Origin of the sequence: Ilumatobacter sp. (assembly GCF_965215205.1) — a bacterium.
Lineage (GTDB): Bacteria > Actinomycetota > Acidimicrobiia > Acidimicrobiales > Ilumatobacteraceae > Ilumatobacter_A.
On record NZ_OZ244049.1, the window covers coordinates 1,121,875 to 1,141,905 of the forward strand.

At 72.1% G+C, this 20,031-nt stretch carries 17 protein-coding genes; 10 read left to right on the top strand and 7 right to left on the bottom strand.

Features of this window, described 5'->3' with window-relative positions:
* Nucleotides 1-266: 266 nt before the first annotated feature.
* Both ACOOHC_RS05335 and ACOOHC_RS05340 read left to right on the top strand, forming a co-directional pair.
* Nucleotides 267-2,207, top strand: coding sequence for an ABC transporter substrate-binding protein (locus ACOOHC_RS05335; RefSeq protein ID WP_420452973.1), 1,941 nt, complete (start codon nucleotides 267-269; stop codon nucleotides 2,205-2,207).
* Nucleotides 2,208-2,297: 90 nt separating this feature from the next.
* Complete coding sequence (locus tag ACOOHC_RS05340) at nucleotides 2,298-3,599, top strand: acetyl-CoA hydrolase/transferase family protein (protein ID WP_420453861.1); 1,302 nt, start codon at nucleotides 2,298-2,300, stop codon at nucleotides 3,597-3,599.
* A 117-nt stretch (nucleotides 3,600-3,716) separates the two neighbouring features.
* Here ACOOHC_RS05340 and ACOOHC_RS05345 read toward each other — a convergent pair whose 3' ends face one another.
* Nucleotides 3,717-5,642, bottom strand: coding sequence for an NAD(P)-binding domain-containing protein (locus ACOOHC_RS05345; RefSeq protein ID WP_420452974.1), 1,926 nt, complete (start codon nucleotides 5,640-5,642; stop codon nucleotides 3,717-3,719).
* A gap of 255 nt (nucleotides 5,643-5,897) precedes the next feature.
* On the opposite strand from ACOOHC_RS05345, the gene ACOOHC_RS05350 reads away from it, so the two are divergent.
* Complete coding sequence (locus tag ACOOHC_RS05350) at nucleotides 5,898-6,947, top strand: LLM class F420-dependent oxidoreductase (protein WP_420452975.1); 1,050 nt, start codon at nucleotides 5,898-5,900, stop codon at nucleotides 6,945-6,947.
* Between the two features lie 19 nt (nucleotides 6,948-6,966).
* Here ACOOHC_RS05350 and ACOOHC_RS05355 read toward each other — a convergent pair whose 3' ends face one another.
* Complete coding sequence (locus ACOOHC_RS05355) at nucleotides 6,967-8,037, bottom strand: alpha/beta fold hydrolase (protein ID WP_420452976.1); 1,071 nt, start codon at nucleotides 8,035-8,037, stop codon at nucleotides 6,967-6,969.
* Nucleotides 8,038-8,153: 116 nt separating this feature from the next.
* Here ACOOHC_RS05355 and ACOOHC_RS05360 point away from each other — a divergent pair, with 116 nt between their 5' ends.
* From ACOOHC_RS05360 to ACOOHC_RS05370, 3 genes are read left to right on the top strand one after another with little or no spacing between them, the layout of a single operon-like run.
* Nucleotides 8,154-8,372, top strand: a complete 219-nt coding sequence (locus tag ACOOHC_RS05360; RefSeq protein ID WP_420452977.1) for a hypothetical protein — start codon at nucleotides 8,154-8,156, stop codon at nucleotides 8,370-8,372.
* Between the two features lie 5 nt (nucleotides 8,373-8,377).
* Complete coding sequence (locus ACOOHC_RS05365) at nucleotides 8,378-8,617, top strand: hypothetical protein (protein ID WP_420452978.1); 240 nt, start codon at nucleotides 8,378-8,380, stop codon at nucleotides 8,615-8,617.
* Nucleotides 8,610-10,322, top strand: a complete 1,713-nt coding sequence (locus tag ACOOHC_RS05370) for an N-acyl-D-amino-acid deacylase family protein (RefSeq protein ID WP_420452979.1) — start codon at nucleotides 8,610-8,612, stop codon at nucleotides 10,320-10,322. The genes ACOOHC_RS05365 and ACOOHC_RS05370 overlap by 8 nt, the downstream gene beginning before the upstream one ends.
* A gap of 19 nt (nucleotides 10,323-10,341) precedes the next feature.
* On the opposite strand, the gene ACOOHC_RS05375 is transcribed toward ACOOHC_RS05370, so the two are convergent.
* Entirely contained in the window at nucleotides 10,342-11,016 is a 675-nt protein-coding gene (locus ACOOHC_RS05375; protein WP_420452980.1) for a nitroreductase, read from the bottom strand.
* A gap of 227 nt (nucleotides 11,017-11,243) precedes the next feature.
* Between ACOOHC_RS05375 and ACOOHC_RS05380 the strand changes: the two genes are divergently transcribed.
* From ACOOHC_RS05380 to ACOOHC_RS05390, 3 genes are all read left to right on the top strand, one after another.
* On the top strand, nucleotides 11,244-11,774 hold the full coding sequence (locus ACOOHC_RS05380; protein ID WP_420453862.1) for a UGSC family (seleno)protein: 531 nt from the start codon (nucleotides 11,244-11,246) through the stop codon (nucleotides 11,772-11,774).
* A complete protein-coding gene (locus ACOOHC_RS05385; RefSeq protein WP_420452981.1) occupies nucleotides 11,771-12,868 on the top strand; it encodes a hypothetical protein in 1,098 nt (365 codons plus the stop codon). The genes ACOOHC_RS05380 and ACOOHC_RS05385 overlap by 4 nt, the downstream gene beginning before the upstream one ends.
* Before the next feature lie 397 nt (nucleotides 12,869-13,265).
* Nucleotides 13,266-14,627 carry an acyl-CoA dehydrogenase family protein gene (locus tag ACOOHC_RS05390; RefSeq protein WP_420452982.1) on the top strand — a complete coding sequence of 454 codons (1,362 nt, stop codon included), beginning with the start codon at nucleotides 13,266-13,268 and terminating at the stop codon, nucleotides 14,625-14,627.
* Between the two features lie 169 nt (nucleotides 14,628-14,796).
* Here ACOOHC_RS05390 and ACOOHC_RS05395 read toward each other — a convergent pair whose 3' ends face one another.
* The 3 genes from ACOOHC_RS05395 to ACOOHC_RS05405 form a co-directional block, all read right to left on the bottom strand.
* Entirely contained in the window at nucleotides 14,797-16,344 is a 1,548-nt protein-coding gene (locus tag ACOOHC_RS05395) for an MFS transporter (RefSeq protein ID WP_420452983.1), read from the bottom strand.
* A 196-nt stretch (nucleotides 16,345-16,540) separates the two neighbouring features.
* Nucleotides 16,541-17,431 carry an alpha/beta hydrolase fold domain-containing protein gene (locus ACOOHC_RS05400; RefSeq protein ID WP_420452984.1) on the bottom strand — a complete coding sequence of 297 codons (891 nt, stop codon included), beginning with the start codon at nucleotides 17,429-17,431 and terminating at the stop codon, nucleotides 16,541-16,543.
* Between the two features lie 81 nt (nucleotides 17,432-17,512).
* Nucleotides 17,513-18,145 carry an alpha/beta hydrolase gene (locus ACOOHC_RS05405; RefSeq protein WP_420452985.1) on the bottom strand — a complete coding sequence of 211 codons (633 nt, stop codon included), beginning with the start codon at nucleotides 18,143-18,145 and terminating at the stop codon, nucleotides 17,513-17,515.
* Nucleotides 18,146-18,240: 95 nt separating this feature from the next.
* On the opposite strand from ACOOHC_RS05405, the gene ACOOHC_RS05410 reads away from it, so the two are divergent.
* On the top strand, nucleotides 18,241-19,263 hold the full coding sequence (locus ACOOHC_RS05410; protein WP_420452986.1) for a glutathione S-transferase C-terminal domain-containing protein: 1,023 nt from the start codon (nucleotides 18,241-18,243) through the stop codon (nucleotides 19,261-19,263).
* 85 nt (nucleotides 19,264-19,348) lie between these two features.
* Here ACOOHC_RS05410 and ACOOHC_RS05415 read toward each other — a convergent pair whose 3' ends face one another.
* The gene (locus tag ACOOHC_RS05415; protein WP_420452987.1) at nucleotides 19,349-20,029 is read right to left on the bottom strand and encodes a hypothetical protein; all 681 of its coding nucleotides are present in this window, start codon (nucleotides 20,027-20,029) and stop codon (nucleotides 19,349-19,351) included.
* Nucleotides 20,030-20,031: the final 2 nt, after the last annotated feature.

The window sequence follows — 20,031 nt, forward strand, 5'->3', positions numbered from 1 at the left end:
TCTCGAACTGTCGATTGTCGTTAAGTTACCGATGTGGAAAGTACACCAGCGAGGCCGCAGGTGTCAACCCCCGACCGCACCCATCGGCCCCGCGGATCGGCCCGCGGATCTCGGCTGCGCTCGGGCGTACGGGGAGTGCGTCGTCTTCGACTCGTGCGGGGACGAAGCCGCCACCTACGGTGGCCTCGACCGGCTCGTCGGGGGACGACGTCGGTCGAGGCATCTCGTACCGGTCGGGGGACCGGTGGAACGGAAGGGGAACCGTGATGACCACGCTTCGGAGGTCGGGCCTGCGCTCGGTCGCAACGCTCGTGACCGTCTCGCTCCTCGTCGCGGCGTGCGCCGACGACGACGCGGGCGACTCGGTGGAGACGGGCTCGGAGGCTCCGGCATCCGAGCCGACGGGGTCGGACGGGTCGGAGACCGGATCGTCTCCAGCCGACACCGCCACGTCCGCGACGGAGGCCACGGTGACCGAGTCGTCCGGGTCGTCACCGTCCACCGGCGGCGACGGCTCCGAGTCGTCCGGGGTGCGCACGTCGCAGGACGACGGCGAGCCCGTGCCCGGCGGCACGCTGATCTACGCGCTCGAGGCGGACACGGCCAACGGCTGGGCTCCCTACCGCTCGAGCCTGGCCACGTCGGGCTACATCCCGTTGAGCTCGGTCACCGACTCGCTGTTCAGCGTCGACGCCGAGGGCGAGGTGGTCGGCAACCTCGTCGAGTCGGTCGAGCACGACGAGGACCACTCACGGTGGACGATGCGCCTGCGCGAGGGGATCACGTTCCAGGACGGCTCCCCGTTCGACGCCGAGGCGGTCAAGTTCAACATGGACAGCTGCATCCACTCGGCCCTGACCGGGGCGGCGCTGACGACGATCGAGAGCGTCGAGGCGTCCGGCCTCGAGGTCGCGGTGAACGTGCGCGGAGGGTCGTGGGTCGCGTTCCCGTCGTACTTCGTCTCCGGCTGCGGCTACCAGATGTCCGCCGAGTGGCTGAAGACGCTGGCCGACATCCCGCAGCGGAACCCCGAGAGCGCGGTCTTCGACGAGGAGCTCGCGGCGACGCCGGCCGACGGCGACCCGGCCAGCCCGGTCGGCCTCGGAGCGTTCACCTTCGAGTCGTACACGCCGGGCAACGGCAACTCGTTCCGCGCGGTGCGCAACGAGGACTACTGGCGAGGTCCGAACGGCATCACCGGTGAGGAGCTGCCGTACCTCGACGCGATCGAAGCGGTCGTCGCGGTCGACGAGGAGGGGCGCGGCAACGGTCTGCGCAGCGGCCAGTTCGACGTGATGATGACGGCGAACGCGGACACCATCAGCGGCTTCATCGACGACGGCGAGTTCGACGTCGACTCCTCGACGCTCTACGGCGACACGAACTACGCGATGTTGAACGTCGCGGAGGGCGAGCTCGATCCCGCCGGCGAGAACGCCGACAGCCCGCTGCTGAACGTCGACTGCCGACGGGCGCTCGCCCACGCGATCGACCGGGAGCGCTACGTCGAGGAGCGTGGCGCCGGGCTGATCCCGCCCGCCAACGGACCGTTCCCGCCGGGTTCGCTCGGCCACCTCGAGGATTCGGGGTACCCCGAGTTCGACCTCGACATGGCCCAGCAGATGATGGACTCGTGCCTCGAAGCGCTCGGCACCGACTCGATCGAGTTCAGCTACAACACCACCAACGACCCGTTCAACGTCGAGTCGAACACGCTGATCCTGTCGATGTGGAACGAGGCGTTCGGCGATGCGGTGAACGCGACGATCTCACCGGCCGAGCAGGGCCAGTACATCGGCCTCGCGCTCGTGGGCTCCTTCGACGCGCTCGGCTGGCGCAGCCACAGCGGCGTCGACCCGGACACCCAGCGGCTGTGGTGGCAGAGCACCTCCGCTCAGCCGATCGGCGGACTGGCCCTCAACTTCGGGCGGTTCCAGGACGCCGACATGGACGCCCAGATGGAGATCATCAAGTCGGACCCCGATCCCGAGGCGCGGCGGGCCGCCACGGAGGAGGTGAACCGGATCTTCGGCGACCAGGTCTACAACCTGTGGCTGTCGTGGACGCTGTGGGGCATCGTGTCGGACCCGTCCGTCAACGGCGTCCAGGCGAACACGCTCCCCGACGGCGGCGAGGGCATCGGGTTGGCGGGAGCCGGGCGGCACCTGACCAACCAGATGTGGTGCACCGACGGCGACTGCGGCTGAGCGAGCGGTCGGCGGTCGCGCACCGGCGCCGACCGCGCCCCGGGTGAGCCCGGCCGGGGCGCTGGCACACTGGTGCCGATCGCGATCGCCATGGAGCACCACCACCCCACGCCCGTCGGGGCGCCCGACGACCCCTCCGGCGTGCTCGACCACGTGGCCGCGACGAGCGACCTGATCGTCCCGCTGGCGAACGGCGAGCCCACCGCCGTGCTCGACGCGATCGAGTCGGCGATCGCGGACGACCCCGCTCGCCTGGGCCCGGTGCGCGCCCACCAGATGCACGCGCTCCACGACCGCCCGTACCTCGCCGGCGAGCTCGGCGACCGGATGCGCCACGTCTCGTACTTCCTGTCGCACGTGACCCGCCCGCACTTCGCATCCGGCGGGCTCGACCTCGTCCCGGCGCACTTCTCGGAGGTGTTCGACCTGATGCGCGGGCGCACCGACGACCCCCTCGTCGTCGCGGCGGCGACGCCGCCCGACCGCCACGGCTACTTCTCGCTCGGTGTCTCGGCCGACTACACGGCGAGCTTCATCGGCCGCGCCCGCTTCTTCCTCGAGGTCACCGACGCCATGCCGCGCACGTTCGGGCGCAACCAGGTCCACGTGTCGCAGGTGGTGGGGTGGTGCCGCAGCGACCGCCCGCTCGTCGAGGTGCCGCCCGCCGCGCCCGGCCCGACCGACCGGGCGATCGCTGCGCTCGTCGCCGAGCGCATCCCCGACGGGGCGACCATCCAGACCGGCATCGGCGCGATCCCGAACGCGATCATGGCCGACCTCGCCGACCACCGCGACCTCGGGATCCACACCGAGCTGCTCTCCGACGGCGTCGTCGACCTGCTCGAGTCGGGCGTCGTCAACGGGGTGCGCAAGCGACTCAACCGGACGAAGACCGTCGGCACCTTCGCCCTCGGCACCGACCGGCTGCACCGGTTCCTGCACGAGAACACGGCGATCGAGCTGCACGCCGTCCGCTACGTCAACGACCCGCGGATCATCGCGAACGAGGACGACTTCGTCTCGATCAACGCCACGCTCTCCGTCGACCTCCTGGGCCAGTGCGCCTCGGAGACGATCGCCGGCCGCTACCACTCGTCGTCGGGCGGGCAGAACGACTTCGCTCGCGGAGCGATGTACTCCGACGGCGGCCAGGGCTTCGTCGTGCTGCACTCGACGACGTCGGGCGGCGCCACTCGGATCGTCCCCCAGCTCGCCCCCGGCGACGTCGCGACGACCCCGAAGAACACGGTCGACAAGGTCGTGACCGAGCACGGCGTCGCCGAGCTGCGCGGCCGATCGATCCGTGAGCGGACCCGTGCGCTGATCGCGATCGCCGATCCCGCGCACCGCGACGAGCTCGAGCGCGACGCACGTCGCATCGGCTACCTCTGAGCACCCCCGGCCAGCGACTCGTCGATCGCTCGATCGTCGACGTCCTCGCCGAGCGGTGAACGATCCCGGCGCGTGCAGGCGGGCCGGCTCGGCGACCACGCCACGTGCGCCGCGGTGTCAGGTGAGGACGTAGTCGTCGAGGTCGATCTCGCGGGTGCGATCCCAGTAGTCGAGGAGGGGGAACGGCCAGTTCTGGGCGACGCGGCCGCTGTCGCTCTTGTACCACGAGCTCACCGTCGACACCCCCCACGCCATGCGCAGGTTCTCGGCGTCGACCTCGGCGTTGTACTCGTCGTGGACGTCGGCCTTCACGTCGAGGGCTCGGTGGCCGCCCTCGAGCATCGCCCGCAACGCATCCATCACGTAGCGCACCTCGCACTCGGTGAACCAGATGATCGAGCCGTTCACCACGATGTTCGTGTTCGGCCCGTAGAGCAGGAAGAAGTTGGGGAAGTCGGGGACCGTCACCCCGAGGTACGCCCGGGCGTCGCCGTCCCAGCGGCCGTGCAGGTCGACCCCGCCGCGGCCGACCACCTTCATCGGGGTGAGGAACCGCGACGGCTGGAACCCGGTCCCGTAGAGGATCACGTCGAGCTCGTGCACCTCGCCGTCGACCGTGACGACGCCCTCGGGCACGATCCGCTCGATGGCGGTCGAGGTGAGCGTCACGTCGTCGCGGTGCAGCATCTCGGCCCACGACCCGTCGTCGACGATGATGCGCTTCGCTGCCGGCGGGTACCGCGGCACGACCTGCTCGAGCAGGTCGGGTCGGTCGGGGTACTGCGCCACCATCGCCTCGGTCAGCGCCTCGCGCAGCTCGTCGTTGCCGGCGCTCACCGATCGGGCCTGGTCGGGCCAGTCGGGGTCGACCTCGGCCATCGGGCGCAGCAGCTCGGCCGAGCGCCAGAACAGCCAGAACCGGTACCACTGGCGGTACCACGGGACGTGCGACAGCAGGTACTGGAACCTGTCGGGCACCTCGTGCTTGTAGTGCGGCACGGGGAACTGCCAGTTGGGGGTCCGTTGGAAGATCTCGAGCGACGAGGCGCGCTCGGCGACGATCGGCGCGAACTGCGCGGCGCTGCACCCGGTGCCGATCACGCCGACCCGCTTGCCCGCCAGGTCGACCGAGCGGTCCCAGCGCGCCGAGTGGAACGCCGGACCGGCGAAGGAGTCGCGCCCCTCGATCTCGGGGAGCTGCGGCCGGTTCAGCTGGCCGACCGCGCTGATCACGACCTCGGCGGTGATGGTCGACTCCTGACCGTCGCGATCCACGGTCTGCACGTTCCACGTCGAGGTCGCCTCGTCCCACTCGACGGAGGAGACCTCGGTGCCGAAGCGGATGTTCGGGCGGATGCCGAACTCGTCGACGCACTCGCGGAAGTAGTCGAACAGCTCGGCCTGCGGGCTGTAGAACAGCGGCCAGTCGTCGCGCTGCGCGAACGAGTAGCTGTAGTAGTGGTTCGGCACGTCGACCCGGCAGCCCGGGTACACGTTCTCGAGCCACGTCCCGCCGACGTCGTCGTTCTTGTCGAGCACGACGTAGGGCACCCCGGCCTCGGCGAGTCGGAAGGCGGCGACGATCCCCGACATCCCCGCGCCGATGACGACGACCTGCAGGTCGCGCTCGGGGGCGACCACGTCCTTGCGCCAGGTGGGGGCGCGCAGGTCGGCGCTCAGCGCCAGCTCCTCGCGCATCATCGGCAGGTAGTCGTCGATGTCGAGGCCGCCGGCCATGAACTCCAGGATGGCCGTGAGGTCGTCTCCCGTCGGCGTCGGCGCCGCGACCGAGCCCCCGTCGCGGAAGGCGACGAGAGCGCCGAGCGCGAGCTCGCGGATCGAGTCCTGCTGCTCGGCGGTGAGCCCGCCCTGCTCCTCTCCCATCAGGGTGGGGTCGATGCGCAGCTCGGGACGCAGCAGCGACAGGTCACCGGTGACGTGGGCGAGCGCGGGCAGCAGCGCCGGGAGGTCGGCGACCTCGAGCGCGGCGCGCAGCTCGTCGTCGGCGGCGGTGATCTCCTCGATCGGTCCGGCGAGCGCCATGGGCGGTCCTCCTCGGGTCGGCGGAGCGCGCCGGGACGTCCGACACGTCGCAGGCCCGCCCCCTGCGCTCCGGCGGTGACGGTACCGCAGACCCCGCGGCGGCTCGCAGGCGGACGGTGCGCCGACGAGGGGCGCGCTCCGACGCGGGCCCGGCGATCACCACCGAGCGCCCTGCGGCGGCGGGCCCGTGCGAGCCCGTCGCCGGGGAGCGCCCCCGGGTAGGGTCGGCCGTCCGACCGACGACGAGGAGCGAACATGAAGATCTCGACGAGCATCGGGGCCGGCAACAGCCTCGACCCCCAGAGCCTGACGAAGCACGTCCAGGACCTCGAGCGCGCCGGGGTCGACCTGGTGTGGGGCGGCGAGATCTACGGCTACGACCTCGTGTCGACCCTCGCCTTCGCCGCCGCGAAGACCGAGACGATCGAGCTGATGACCGGCATCATGCCGATCTACAGCCGCACCCCGGCGCTGATCGCGCAGACCGCCGTGACGATCGACGCCCTCTCGGGCGGGCGCTTCACGCTGGGCCTCGGGTCGTCGGGTCCGCAGGTGATCGAGGGCTGGCACGGCGTGCCCTTCGAGAAGCCGCTGTCGCACACGCGCGACGTGGTCGAGATCTGCCGCAAGGTGTGGTCGGGCGCCAAGGTCGAGCACGACGGGCGAGTCGTCGACCTGCCCCTCGCCGAGGGGGAGGGGACCGGCGCCGGCAAGGCCCTGCGGCTGATGTGCGAGCCCCTGCGCCGGGACATCCCGATCGCGATCGCCGCGATCGGGCCGAAGAACGTCGAGATGACCGCCGAGATCGCCCAGATGTGGCAGCCGATCCACTTCCTGCCGGAGAAGTTCCGAGAGGTGTGGGGCGAGCCGCTCGAGGCCGGGGAGGCGAAGCGCGACCCCGAGCTCGGCCCGCTCTCCATCCAGGCCGGCGGGGTCGTGGCGCTGGGGACGGGCCCCGAGGTCGAGGACGCCCGACGCCAGGTCCGCGATGGGATCGGCTTCTACGTCGGCGGCATGGGATCGCGCGAGACCAACTTCTACAACGACCTGTTCAAGCGCTACGGCTACGAGCAGGAGGCGACCGACATCCAGGACCTGTTCCTGAGCGGGAAGCGGGCCGAGGCGATGGCGGCGGTCCCCGAGGACTACATCGACCGGGCGAGCCTCACCGGTGACGAGGGCCGCGTCCGCGAGCGCATCGAGGTCTACCGCGAGGTCGGTGTGACCCACCTCGACATCGACGTCGCCCGCGGCACGGAGAACCCGCTCGAGGTGATCGAGAAGATCAAGACCTGGGCGGCCTGAGCGGCGCGCCCGAGCGCCGTCACAGGCTCGACAGGAAGTCGAGCAGCTCGGCGTCGACCTCGGCGGGGCGCTCCTGCTGCGTCCAGTGCCCGCACCCGTCGAGGATCGTCGAGCGGTGCAGGCGCGGCAGCGTCTCGTCGAACGCCGCGATCGCGGCGGCGCCCATGATCGTCGGGCCGTCGCGGCGGCCCCCGACGAACAGCGACGGCACCTCGATCGGGCGCCCGCGGAACGCCGCCAGGTCCTCGTGGTCGCGCTGCACGTTGCGGTAGCGGTTCAGCCCGCCGCGCACGCCGGTGCGCTCGAACTCGCCGACGTAGACGTCGAGGTCGCGCTCGCTCATCCAGCTCGGCATCTCGTCGGGGAACGCCATCCGGTCGCGCATGCGCCCGCCCGGCGCGATCGTCGCGATCGTGCCGACGGCGGGGTCCGGGCTCGGAGCGTCCCCCGAGGCCGTGTGGTAGAAGCCGAGCAGCCACGAGCGGACGTCGGCCTCGATCTCGGCCTCGGCCCGGCCGGGCTGCTGGAAGTACTCGATGTAGAACTCCTCCTCGCCGGCCATCTCGCGCATCCGCACGAGCGGTGCGACGTCCGACGGCGGTGCGTAGGGGACGGACAGCCCGGCGACGGCGCGGAAGACGTCCGGCCGCAGCAGCGCCGAGGTCCACGCGATCGGCGCTCCCCAGTCGTGGCCGACGATGACGGCGCTGTCCTCGCCGAGCGCGCTCACGAGGCCGACGTTGTCGGCGACGAGTCGCACCATGCGGTACTCCTCGACGTCGAGCGGCGCGGAGGAGCGGCCGTACCCGCGCACGTCGATCGCGACGGCGTGGTACCCGGCCCGCGAGAGCGACGTCAGCTGGTGGCGCCACGAGTACCACGACTTGGGGAAGCCGTGGACGAGCAGCACCACAGGACCGGTCCCCGCCTCGACGAGGTGGATCCGCGTGCCGTCGACGTCGACGCAGCGCGACGTGGTGCCGGGGACGAGGTCCGCGACGTCTCCCCCCGTGCCGCGATCGGGCGCGACGGCCGGATCCGGATCGGTCTCGCGGTCCACGGCGCTCTGATCTCCCACGCACCGCAGCATGCTCGGGGCGCACCCGCCCGGGCGAGCCCGAGCGTCGCCACGCGCCCGCTCCCGGCGGGGATCGGTCCGCGCCGTCCGCCTCGTCGCACGAGCCGACGCCGCCGTAGCGTTCGGCCATGGCTGCTCGTCGCTACGTCCACCCCCGCCCGGGTGACGACCTCGCGAGCATCGCCGAGCGCGAGCTCCCCGGGGTGGAGGGGGCTGCCGACCAGCTGCTCTCGTGGAACCTGCCGCTGGCCGCCCGTCTCGGCACCAAGCGGTCGGCGTCGGTGCTGCCGAGCGATCTCGTCTTCGTCGAGCCACCGCTGCCGCCGAGCTCGTCGGCCCCGACGTGACCGCGGTGATCGCCCGGGCCGAGGTGGTGGCGGGCCACGACGGGCGCGCCGAGGTGCTCGTCGAGGTGGCCTACGACAACGGCGGCACCGCCGTCATCTCCCTGGAGCAGGAGGCGTGCCTGGCGTCGCTCGACGAGGCCGGGGTCGCGTCGATCACCGAGCTCGTCGGACGGCCCTGGACCGCCGTGCTCCCCGCTCTCGGACGACAGGCGCAGGTGCGCTCGGAAGGACACGTCAATGGCTGAGGACAACGACAAGGAGGCATCGATGCTCGATCTCGTCATCCGTGACGGACTGGTGGTGGACGGGTCCGGCTTGCCGGGCCGGCGAGGCGACGTCGGCATCCGCGACGGGCGCATCGTCTCCGTCGGCGGTCGCGCCGGTGAGGCCCGCCGGACCCTGGACGCGACGGGCAAGGTCGTCGCTCCGGGCTTCATCGACCCGCACACCCACTACGACGCGCAGCTCTGCTTCGACCCGTACGCGTTCCCGGCGCTCGAGCACGGCGTCACCACCGTCGTCCCCGGCAACTGCTCGCTCTCGCTCGCCCCGCTGCGCGCCGACCAGCGGCCCGCCTTCAGCCGGATGTTCCGCCTGATCGAGGAGATGCCCGAGGCGGCCTTCGACGCCGGGGTCGACTGGCGCTGGGGCGAGGGGTTCGGCGCCTGGCTCGACGCCCTCTCCGAGGACCTCGCGCTCAACGTCGCCCCGCTCGTCGGGCACTCGGTGCTGCGGATGTACGTGATGGGCCCCGACGCGCAGGAGCGCACCGCGACCGCCGAGGAGATCGCGGCGATGGCCGACGCGCTGCGCGCCTGCCTCGACGCCGGGGCGGTCGGGATGTCGACGAGCTTCGTCGACGTCGACGACAGCTACCGCCCGGTCCCGAGCCGGTGGGCCGGGCCCGAGGAGCTCGACGCGCTGGCGGCCGTGCTGGGCGAACGGGACCGGATCCTGCAGATCGTCCACGAGTTCTTCGACGCCGACCTCACGATCGCGCGCGTCGAGCAGCTCGCCGAGCTGTCGCTGCGCCACCAGATCACCACGACGCTGTCACCGCTGTTCCACAACTCCACCACCCCCGACGCCGTGCCGCGCGTGATGGAGGCGGTCGCCGCAGCCCGCGCCCGGGGCGCGGCGGTGTGGCCGCAGGCCCAGACCCGCCCGATCGACATCAGCTTCACCCTCGACCAGCGCAGCCTGATGCTGCTGACGATGCCGGGGTGGTGGAAGGTGGCGTCGATCGCCGACCACGCGGAGAAGGTCACCGCCATCGGCGAGCGGCGCGATGCGCTCATCGCCGAGATGGACGCTCTCGCGCAGCGCCCGGGGCGCGGGCGCGGCGCCGGGGACTTCACGGTGCGCGAGGTCGTGCACGAGCGCAACGCCGACCTCGTCGGCCGCACGATCGCCGACATCGCGGACGAGCGCGGGTGCACCCACGGCGAGGCGGTCGTCGACCTCGTGCTCGACGAGGACCTCGGCACGTGGTTCATCCGCGCGTCGGTCGGCCACGACGACTCGGCGTTCGTCGGCGAGCTGCTCGCCGATCCGCTCGTCCACGTCGGCGCGTCGGACGGCGGCGCGCACGTGGGGTCGTTCTCCACGTTCGGCGACACGGGCTACCTGTTCTCGGAGTTCGTGCGCGGGAACGGATCGCTGACCCTCGAGCAGGCGGTCAAGAAGATCACCCTCGACCCCGCCACGATCTGGGGCCTCGACGGCCGGGGCCTGCTCGCGCCGGGCAACGCCGCCGACGTCGTCGTGTTCGACGCCGAGCGCATCGGGCGCGGTCCCGAGATCGCCTCCGACGACTTCCCGGGGGAGGGGATCCGGTGGATCCGCCGCCAGGAGGGCATCGACGCCGTCGTCGTGAACGGCGAGGTGTCGTGGACCGCGCAGGACGGCTACGTCGCCGACGCCCGCGCCGGCGTCATCGCGACCCGCTGACCGGCGGGGCTCGGGCCGGTCACCCCTCGAAGCCGACGAAGGAGACGTTGTCGGCCACCCGGCGCGAGACGACGTCGTTGGCGACGAAGTCGTGATCGGGCCAGCCCATCGCGACGCACGTCATGATGACCTCGTCGTCGGGGATGCTCGCGTGATCGCGCACCACCGACGACTGCATGATTCCCTGTCCATTGATGACGCAGCCCAGCCCCTTCGACGTGGCCGCCAGCACGAGCCCGTAGGTCGCGGCGCCGCAGTCGAAGTGGGCGATCGTGTCGTCGGCGAGGTCCGCGTCGACGGTGACGACGACCGAGACCGGGGCGTCGAACTGGCGGAACCCGCGCATCACCCAGTCCTGTCGTCGCTCGGCGTCGTGCCGCTCGATGCCCATCGCCTCGAACAGCTGCACCGCGATCTCGATCTGTCGCTCACGGTGGACGCCCTGGTAGCCGTGGGACGCGACGGTGATCTCACGGTCGACGGCCTCACCGGCGAGCATCCGCTCGGTGTTGCCCCCCCGGATCCGCTCGAGCGGGGAGCCCGACACCACGTGGAAGTTCCACGGTTGGGTGTTCATCGACGACGGCGCCCGTGACGCCAGCCCGACGATCTCGACCATCAGCTCCCTCGGAACGACCTCGTCGCGGAAGCCCCGGGTGCTCCGGCGCGACTGCACCAGCGATTCGTGATCCACGTCCGTCCTCCTCGGCGGAGCCGCCCCTCGTGAGCGGCCGATGCGGCATGATGGCCGACGGCGCGCCGCACCACCCAGTCGGCGGTCCGTTCGCCCGAGATCCACGACGCTCCGTCGGTCCGGCGACCGGATCCGTCGATCCGGCGAGCCGTGTCGTCCGATGCATCGGGGTCGCCGCGGTCCGTGGGTGGGGCGTAACGTCGTCACCAGCGCGAGAGGAGCGTCCATTGATCACCTTCGTCGATCCACGCAGCGAGCCCGGCACACCCATCGAGGACTACGACCTCCACGTCGACGTCACCGAGGCACCGGTCACCATCGGGCTCGTGGCCAACGGTTTCCCCGACTCCGCTCGCTTCCTCGACCACGTCGAGAAGGCCCTCGCGATCGAGGTGCCCCACGCGATGTTCCGCCGCTTCGACAAGGGCGACGCCTCGTCGCAGCTCTCGGCGTCGATGCTCGACGAGGTGGTCGCCGACTGCGACGCCGTCGTCGGCGCGTACGGGCATTGAGGGAGCTGCACCACCGGCACCGTGCGTGACGGAGTGACGATCGCCCGACGGGGCGTGCCCAGCATCGCGTTGGTGACCGACGACTTCTGGCCGCAAGGCGACTTCGTCGCTCGCTCGGTCGGGATGCCCGACGTGCCGCGCGTCCGTCTGCCGCACCCGGTCGCGGGCACCGGCGCGGAGGCGATGGCCCAGGTCGCGTCGTCGATCGCGGCGACCCTCGTCGCGACGTGGCGCGACGGCCGATGAGCGTGACCGTCGCACCGCCCGGCGGGGCGCTGCTGGAGGCAGCCGACGAGGCCGCCGCGCTCGAACGGCTCCACGAGCTGGGGTGCACCGACGGGCTGCCGGTCGTCGTGCCGACCCCGGCGCGCGTCGAGCGGATGGTGACCGCCACCGGGTACGAGGCCGACATGGCACTGGGCTCGATGGGCCCGAACCAGGGATCGTGCACGATCGAGAAGCTCGCGACCGCAGCGGTGATGGCCGGGTGCGTCCCCGACGTCGCACCCGTGGTGGTGGCGGCCGCGATCGCCGTGATGGACGAGCGCTTCGACCTCACCGAGATGCAGGCGACGACCTACTCGACGGCGCCGTTGATCATCGTCAACGGCCCGGCCGCCGGCTGGTGCGACGTGAGCGGGGGGTACGGCGCGCTCGGCCCCGGCCACCGCGCGAACGCCACGATCGGCCGGGCGCTGCGCCTCGCGATGATCAACGTCGGCGGGGGTCGTGCCGGCACGTCGGACATGTCGTTGCTCGGGCACCCCGGCAAGTTCACGATGTGCCTCGCGGAGGACGCCGAGCACAGCCCCTTCGAACCGTTGCACGTCGCGCTCGGCCACGCCGAGGGCACGTCGACCGTCACCGTGATCGGCGCGGACGCCCCGCAGTCCGTGATGGGTGTCGTCGACGGCGACGATCCGTCCGGCCCCGACCGGTTGCTGCGCTCGTTCGCCCGCGCCTTCGCCAACGTCACGACGAACAACGTCGCGATCGGCGGCGGTCAGGCGGCGCTCGCGATCAACCCCGACCACGCCGCCGTGCTCGCGGCCGCCGGCCACGACCGGGCCTCGATCCAGCAGCGCGTGACCGAGCAGGCGATCGTGGAGGGGGACGACCTCGCGGCGTCGGCGGGCTACATGGGATCGCGGCCGAGCCCGGAGCATCGGCGCAGGTGCTTCCAGCGACCGGAGGACCTGCTCGTGTTCGTCGCCGGTGGCGGAGGTCTGTACTCGGCGGCGTTCCCGAGCTGGTGCGCCGGGCCCCATCGCAACCGCGCCGTGACGGTCGAGATCGAGATCGGCGACGCCTGCGAGATCCCCGCCTTCGCCGACGCCTGACCCGCCGGTACCGAGCGCCCACCCGCCCGAGTACCGATCCCGTCAGACGGATTCTGTACTCCCTCGTCGGTCCTGCCCGAGTATCGATTCCGTCAGACGGATTCCGTACTCCCTCGTCGGTCCTGCCCGAGTATCGATTCCGTCAGACGGGTTCTACTCGTTCAGTATCGATTCCGTCAGACGGGTTCTGTACTCGGCCCGAGTATCGATTCCGTCAGACGGGTTCTGTACTCGATTCCGTCAGACGGGTTCTGTACTCGTTCGTCGGTCGGGCCCGTGTATCGATTCCGTCTGACGGTTTCGGTACGGGGTCGGCGGGGACGCCTCTGGGTCGGCGGACGGAGCGGAACGTGCTCACGGTTCGATCCGGGCGGACCGGATCGGGAAGCGTGGGGACATGGCGACCTCCGACCCCGTCCGCACCGAGATCGACGAGTGGCTCGCGACCAACTGGGATCCGGACCTGTCGGTGGGTGAGTGGTGGGAGCGCCTCGGCCTCGCCGGCTGGTCGGCTCCGACCCTGCCGACGAACGCCTACGGCCACGATCTCTCCCGTGGGGACGCGGTCACCGTGCACGACGCGATCGCCGAGCACGGAGCGCTCCCGGCTCCGGGCGGGCTCGGGTTGCTGCTCGCCGCGCCGACCATCGCGGCGCACGGCACCGACGATCAGGTGGAGCGCTACGTCCGCGACATCGTCACCGGGCAGCGGGCGTGGTGCCAGCTGTTCAGCGAACCGGGAGCGGGCTCCGACCTGGCCGGGCTCCAGGCGCGCGCCGAGCGCGACGGCGAGGAGTGGGTGGTCAACGGTCAGAAGGTGTGGACGTCGAGCGGTCACGTGGCCGACCTCGGGATGCTCATCGCACGCACCGACCCCGACGCGCCCAAGCACCGCGGGATCAGCTACTTCGCGATCGACATGCACCAGCCGGGGATCGACATCCGCCCCCTGCGCGAGATGACCGGGAGGGCGTTGTTCAACGAGGTCTTCCTGACCGACGCGACGACGGGGGCCGACACGATCATCGGAGACGCGAACAACGGGTGGGCGGTGGCCAACGCGACCCTCGCCTTCGAGCGGTCCGGCCTCGGATCCGGAGGTGGGAGCTCGGCGCGCAGCGCGGCGCTGCCCGGGACGGTCGCCGGGCACCTGGAGCGGCGCGCCGGCGACTTCGTGCCCGACGACGAGCGACGGGCGTCGTCGAAGCGCACGACGCCGGAGGCCGCGCCGGGCGAGGAGAAGAAGGAGGCCGAGGCCCCCAGCGCCGAGCAGGGCCGCTTCGGCGGGATGGCGAGGTTGCTCGCCGGCCTCGCCCGCTCGACGGGCGTCCTCGGCGACGCGACGGTCCGCCAGGACCTCGTGCGGTTGCACACGCTGAACGAGATCGGACGGATCAACAACCTGCGGGTCAAGGCGGCCAAGCAGGCGGGCCGCGACCTGCCCGGGATGGGGAACCTCGCGAAGCTGTCGATGAGCGACGTCGTGCGACTCCAACGCGACCTCGGGCTGCGGATCGCCGGCCCGGCCGGGATGCTGCACAGCTACGACGGCGACGGCGCCGACGACATCGTCGAGGCCACCGGGTTGCGTCGACTCGGCACCGTCACCGAGCTCGCCCTCTTCGCGCAGGCCCCGCCGATCTACGGCGGGACCGATCAGGTGCAGCGCAACATCATCGGCGAGCGCGTGCTCGGTCTGCCCAAGGAACCGAACGACGATCGCTCGACCCCCTTCCGCGACCTGCCGAAGAACGCTTGATCGGCCCTCCGCGCCGGCGCGGGTCTCGCGCCGGTGACGAGCGCCCGCGCCGACACGGCGGGAGTCGACGATCGAGGAGCTGCGCGCCGAGGGCCGACCCGAACCGGCGGGTCGCGCCGCGATCGCGACCGCTGCGACCGTCGGGGGTCGCCGGCTCGCGAACCGCCGCTCAGCGCGAGGTGCGGATCTGGTTCGCGTCGTCGCTCGAGGATCCGGCGGCCCGGGCGTCGTCGTGATCGGCCGCGTGCACGGTCCCCTGCTCCCCGTCGGCATCGGGGCGCACCCGACCGGGGGACTCCGCCTCGGCCTCGCCGCTCTCGGCACCGCGCGAGTCGCGGCAGCGGGCACCGACGATCGCGCCGGCCGCCGCCAGCACGACGGCGACGAGGAAGGCTCGCCCGAACGCCGCCGAGGTCCCGGCGCCGGCGTAGACGGCGGTGAGCACGGCGATCCCGAACGCGTTGCCGACGAGGCGCATCATCCGCTGAGCCGCGGTGGCGATCCCGACGTCCGCGTCGGCGACGTTGTTCACCAGGATCGCACCGAGGGAGGGCCGGGCGATGCCGTTGCCGACCCCCTGGAACACGAGCCCGACGCCGATCAGCACGACCTCTCGGCCGAACGCCCCGGCGGCGAGCACCCCCATCGAGGTGGCCAGCAGCACGTTGCCCAGGAGCGCCCCCGCCCGCTCGCCGATGCGCTGACCGAGTCGGCCGCCGAGGGGGGACGACAGGCTGTAGAAGAGCGGGCGCAGCAGCATCAGCGCCGCCACCGACGACAGCGACCACCCGAGGACGCCGCGCACCAGCAGCGGGGTGAGCACGAAGCCGCCCATGTAGGCGGCCCCCGCCAGCGCCTGCGAGATCAGGCTCGACGAGACGTTCCGGTCGCGCGCCATGGACAAGGGGAGGAGCGGATCGCTCACGCTGCGCTCGATGCGCACGAAGGCCCAGGCGCCGATCGGCGCGAGCACGAACCCGGCGACGACCGCCGGGTGCGTCCAGCCCCAGTCGGCGCTCTGGCTGAGTCCGAGCAGCAACCCCCCGGCGGCCACCGCGAGGGCGATGGCTCCGCGCACGTCCATCCGGGCGTGGGCGTGCTCGGGCTCGTCGGAGCGCAGGACCACGGTGGCGGCGACGACGGGCAGCACCGACAGCGCCGCCTGCGCGACGAACACCGAACGCCACCCCACCGCCTCGACCATCGGACCGCCGATCGCGAGCCCGACAGCGGGCGCTCCGGCAGCGACCAGCGACCACCACCCGAGGGCCTTCGCCCTCTCCTCGTCGGGGAACTCCCGCACGATCAGCGCCATCGCGGTCGGAAGCGTCGCGGAACCGATCACCTGCGACGCCGTCCGCAGCCCGATCAGCGACAGCGGATCCCACGAGAGCGCCGTGAGCGCGGCGACGATCGTCGCCGCGACGAACCCGAGCAGGAACACCTTGCGCTGCCCCCGCAGGTCACCGAGCTTGCCGAGCATCGGGAGAGCGACGGCGGACGCGAGCATCGGACCCGAGATGACCCACGTGAGCATCGTGTCGGTCGTGTCGAAGTCGTCGGCGATGTCGCCGAGCGAGACGGTGAGGATCGTCACCGGGAACGAGGTCGCGAACATCCCGCAGAGGGTCGTGACCAGCACCCACCGGCGGTACGTGCCGCGCTCCTCGAGTCGTTCGATCAACCGTCGGCGGGAGTCCTCGATCGCCGAGCTCACGGCCACGTCACCGTGACCTCGACGCGCCGGCACGGGGCTCGGGTGATCGTCGCCGGGTCGTGGACCGCGGACGACCGGTCGGGGAGCGGCATGCGCCCGACGATACGCGTGCGGCGCGGACGTGCTCGATCGAGCTCCCCGATGCTGCCGTGGGCGGGTCGGAGGATCTGCGCAGGCGCGCGTCCGGTCGCTGCGGTCAGTCGCGGCAGTGGGCGCGGATGAAGCGGGCGGCGTGGATCAGCGCGGCCGTCGACTCCGGGACGAACCCGGCGAAGGAGGGGTAGACGTGCCACAGGCCGTCGGCGAGGTCGAGCTCGTTGTAGACGCCGGACTCGGTGAGGCGATCGGCGAGCCGGGTCGAATCCGACAGCAGCACCTCGTGGGTGCCCGTCTGGATCAGCGTCGGCGGCAGCCCCGAGAGGTCGGCGAACAGCGGGGACACCCCCGGGTGGTCCAGCGGTCGGTCACCGGCGTACTGGCGACCGGTCTCGGAGATCGTCGCCGCGTCGATCATCACGTCGTCGTCGACCATCGTGCGGACCGTCTCGCCGGACGCGGTCAGGTCGGTCCACGGCGACTGGAGGTAGGCGCAGGCCGGCAGTCGGTCGCCGGCGTCGCGCAGGGCGCACAGGGTCGCGAGGGCCGCACCGCCTCCGGCCGAGTCGCCGGCGATCGCGACCACGGCGGGGTCGACCCGGCTGGCGAGCTCCCGGTAGGCGGCGACGCAGTCGTCGATCGCCGCCGGGTAGGGGTGCTCGGGCGCCAACCGGTAGTCGATGACGGTGATCGCCGCGTCCGCCCGGCGCGCGAGGCGGGCGCACATCGCGACGTGCGTGCGCGGCGAGCCGAGCACGTACCCACCGCCATGGATGTACAGCACGTGGCGTGCGGGGTGCGCGTCGACCGGGGTGGCGACGATCGCCGGGACGCCGCCGACGACCGTGTCGACGTAGTCCACGCGGCGCGGTCGTGGGAGGCGGTCGATCTTCTCCATCGCGGCCCGTCGCTCCTCGAGCGTCGCGTCGGACTCACGCACCAGGCGGGGGATCGTGCGGCGGACGAGGCGGGCACGGCGGCTGAGCTTCATCCCGCCACCGTAGGTCCACGAACCCGTCGCGGCATCCGTGCGCGCCGGACGCACGGCGAGGAGCGGCGGCCGCCCCGTCGGTCACTCGACGCTCGCGAGCCACTCTCGAGCATCGACCATCATCTCGATCGTCTGGCTGTGCGCCATCGCGTAGCCGCGTGCGGCGACGTCCCATCCAGCCCGCGCCATCGAGTCGGCGGCGGCGCGGGAGCGCTCGGGTGGGATGACCTCGTCCTCCTCGCCGAACTGGACGAGCGCCGGGCGCTCGTCGCCGCTGCCATCGGCCAGGTCGAGCTCGACGCCGTCGACGTCGCGCACCGCGCAGCACATCGCCCAGACGCCGGCGTAGCGCGGCGCTCCCGAGCGCAGCACCGTGGAGAGCGCGAGGAACCCGCCCTGGGAGAACCCGGCGATGACCGTGCGCTCGGGTCCGATGCCCGTGCGCTCCGCCTCGGCTCGCACGAGCTCGGCGACCCCGTCGAGCGACGTGCGATACGACGTCGAGTCGGCTTCCGACGACCTGTCGTACCAGGACGCGCCGTCGCCGTCGGGGAGGTCGTGCGGGGCGCGTGGGCACACCGCGGTGAACCGCTCGTCGGGGTCGACGAGGGGGACGTACGCGGCGAGGTGGTGCTGCTCCGCGCTCCATCCGTGCAGCAGCACGAGCAGGCGCTCGGCTCCGTCGCGCTCGAGTCGGTACGAGGTCAGATCCATGGCCTGCGGGTTCCCGAACCGGCGTCGGGCAAACGCCGCACCGCCGCGCGCCCACCGGGGCGTGTGACGGGCGTGCGCGACGGGTAGGTGCGGGCATGGGATCCGAGACCAGCTACGCCGACGACACGGGCGCGTACGCGCGCGACACCGACTACATCTCCACCCGCATCACCCGCGGCGACGACGAGTGGCCGGTGGAGGCGGGCCGGTACCGCCTGGCCGCGGCCCGAGCCTGCCCGTGGGCCAACCGAGCGCTGATCGCGCGGCGGCTGTACGGGCTCGACGACGTGATCTCGCTCGCTCTGGCGGGCCCGACCCACGGCGAGGAGTCGTGGACGTTCGACCTCGACCCGGGCGAGCGCGACCCGGTGCTCGACATCCACCTGCTGCGCGAGGCCTACGAAGCGCGCGACGCCGACGCCGGCAGCGGGGTCACCGTGCCCGCCATCGTCGACGTCCCGAGCGGGAAGGTCGTCACCAACGACTTCCACCAGATCACCCTCGACCTCGGCCAGGAGTGGGCCGAGCACCACCGACCCGGGGCCCACGACCTGTTCCCGAGCGAGCTGCGCGACGAGATCCTCGAGGTCGCCGACGCCAACTACCGCGACGTGAACAACGCCGTCTACGAGGCGGGCTTCGCCACCGACGCCGGCGCGTACCGCGAGGCCTACGACCGCCTCTTCTCCCGGCTCGACGAGCTCGAGGAGCAGCTCACCGATCGGCGGTTCCTCGTCGGCGAGACGATCACCGAGGCCGACGTCCGCCTGTGGCCGACGTTGGTGCGCTTCGACGCCGTGTACCACAACCACTTCAAGTGCAACCGCAACAAGCTGTCCGAGATGCCGGCGCTGTGGGGCTACGCACGCGATCTGTTCCAGACGCCCGGGTTCGGCGACACGATCGACTTCCCGCAGATCAAGGAGCACTACTACGGCGTGCACCGCCAGCTGAACCCGTCCGGGATCGTCCCGATCGGCCCGGAAACGACGGGGTGGACGACGGCGCACGACCGCGACCAGCTCGGCGGCCGCCCGTTCGGCGACGGCTCGCCTCCCGGCGAGGTCGCGGCCGACGAGGCCCCCGATGAGGGGGCGAACCCGTACTGGCCCCGCTGACGGGCGAGCGGGCGAACCGCCCGATCGCAGCGGTCGCGGCCGGGCGATCGACCCGGCGCCGAGCGGTCCGAGCGGGGTGGTCGACTCAGCGGTGACCGGGAGCCATGTAGAACCAGAACGGCTGCGGCGCGCCCTGGTCGGCCATCGCCCGCCGGGCGGCGAGGATCGTCGCGCCGGCCTCGGTCTCCTCGTGGAACCACGCCTCGACCGAGCGGGCACCGGGAGCCGGTCCGGTCGCCAGCTCCAGCGCCGCCTCGCCGTAGTAGGAGCGGATGTCGTGGCACACCGCCGTGGTGTTCTTCCCCGGGAGCGGCACCTCGTCCCATCGCTCGCCCTGCGCCCAGCGGTGCAGGACGCCGAGCGCCTCGGTGACGCCGTCCGCGTCGATCACCCGACCGACCGAGGTGCGGCCGCGTGACGCGACCGCACGGTCGTAGGCGGCGCGCAGCCCGTTGGCCTCGTCGACGGCGGCGGGGAGCGAGGGATCGAACCGCGGCGGGATCGAGCACGCGAGCGGCTCCTCGTCGGACTCGATGACCTCGGGGTGCGACTCGAGCACCGGGCCCTGAGCGTCGAGCAGGGCGAAGGCGCGCACGAGCACGTCGCGCTGGAAGGCGGCGTCACCGGGGTGGCCGAGCGGACGGCCGAGCGGGAACTCGCAGTGCAGGGCGCGCGGGGGCGCCATCCGCTCGGCGACCTCGCGCATCGAGGCGAGGACGATCGTCGACAGGCCGGCGGCTTCGAAGACGTGGGCGAGCGCACTCACGG

Bases quoted from the DNA above. Each gene is read 5' to 3' on its own strand.
- ACOOHC_RS05360 (WP_420452977.1), top strand. From the start codon at position 8,154: ATGGCTGCTCGTCGCTACGTCCACCCCCGCCCGGGTGACGACCTCGCG.
- ACOOHC_RS05405 (WP_420452985.1), bottom strand. From the start codon at position 18,145: ATGGATCTGACCTCGTACCGACTCGAGCGCGACGGAGCCGAGCGCCTG.
- ACOOHC_RS05390 (WP_420452982.1), top strand. From the start codon at position 13,266: ATGGCGACCTCCGACCCCGTCCGCACCGAGATCGACGAGTGGCTCGCG.
- ACOOHC_RS05410 (WP_420452986.1), top strand. From the start codon at position 18,241: ATGGGATCCGAGACCAGCTACGCCGACGACACGGGCGCGTACGCGCGC.
- ACOOHC_RS05385 (WP_420452981.1), top strand. From the start codon at position 11,771: ATGAGCGTGACCGTCGCACCGCCCGGCGGGGCGCTGCTGGAGGCAGCC.
- ACOOHC_RS05350 (WP_420452975.1), top strand. From the start codon at position 5,898: ATGAAGATCTCGACGAGCATCGGGGCCGGCAACAGCCTCGACCCCCAG.
- ACOOHC_RS05355 (WP_420452976.1), bottom strand. From the start codon at position 8,037: ATGCTGCGGTGCGTGGGAGATCAGAGCGCCGTGGACCGCGAGACCGAT.
- ACOOHC_RS05340 (WP_420453861.1), top strand. From the start codon at position 2,298: ATGGAGCACCACCACCCCACGCCCGTCGGGGCGCCCGACGACCCCTCC.
- ACOOHC_RS05345 (WP_420452974.1), bottom strand. From the start codon at position 5,642: ATGGCGCTCGCCGGACCGATCGAGGAGATCACCGCCGCCGACGACGAG.
- ACOOHC_RS05335 (WP_420452973.1), top strand. From the start codon at position 267: ATGACCACGCTTCGGAGGTCGGGCCTGCGCTCGGTCGCAACGCTCGTG.
- ACOOHC_RS05370 (WP_420452979.1), top strand. From the start codon at position 8,610: ATGGCTGAGGACAACGACAAGGAGGCATCGATGCTCGATCTCGTCATC.
- ACOOHC_RS05400 (WP_420452984.1), bottom strand. From the start codon at position 17,431: ATGAAGCTCAGCCGCCGTGCCCGCCTCGTCCGCCGCACGATCCCCCGC.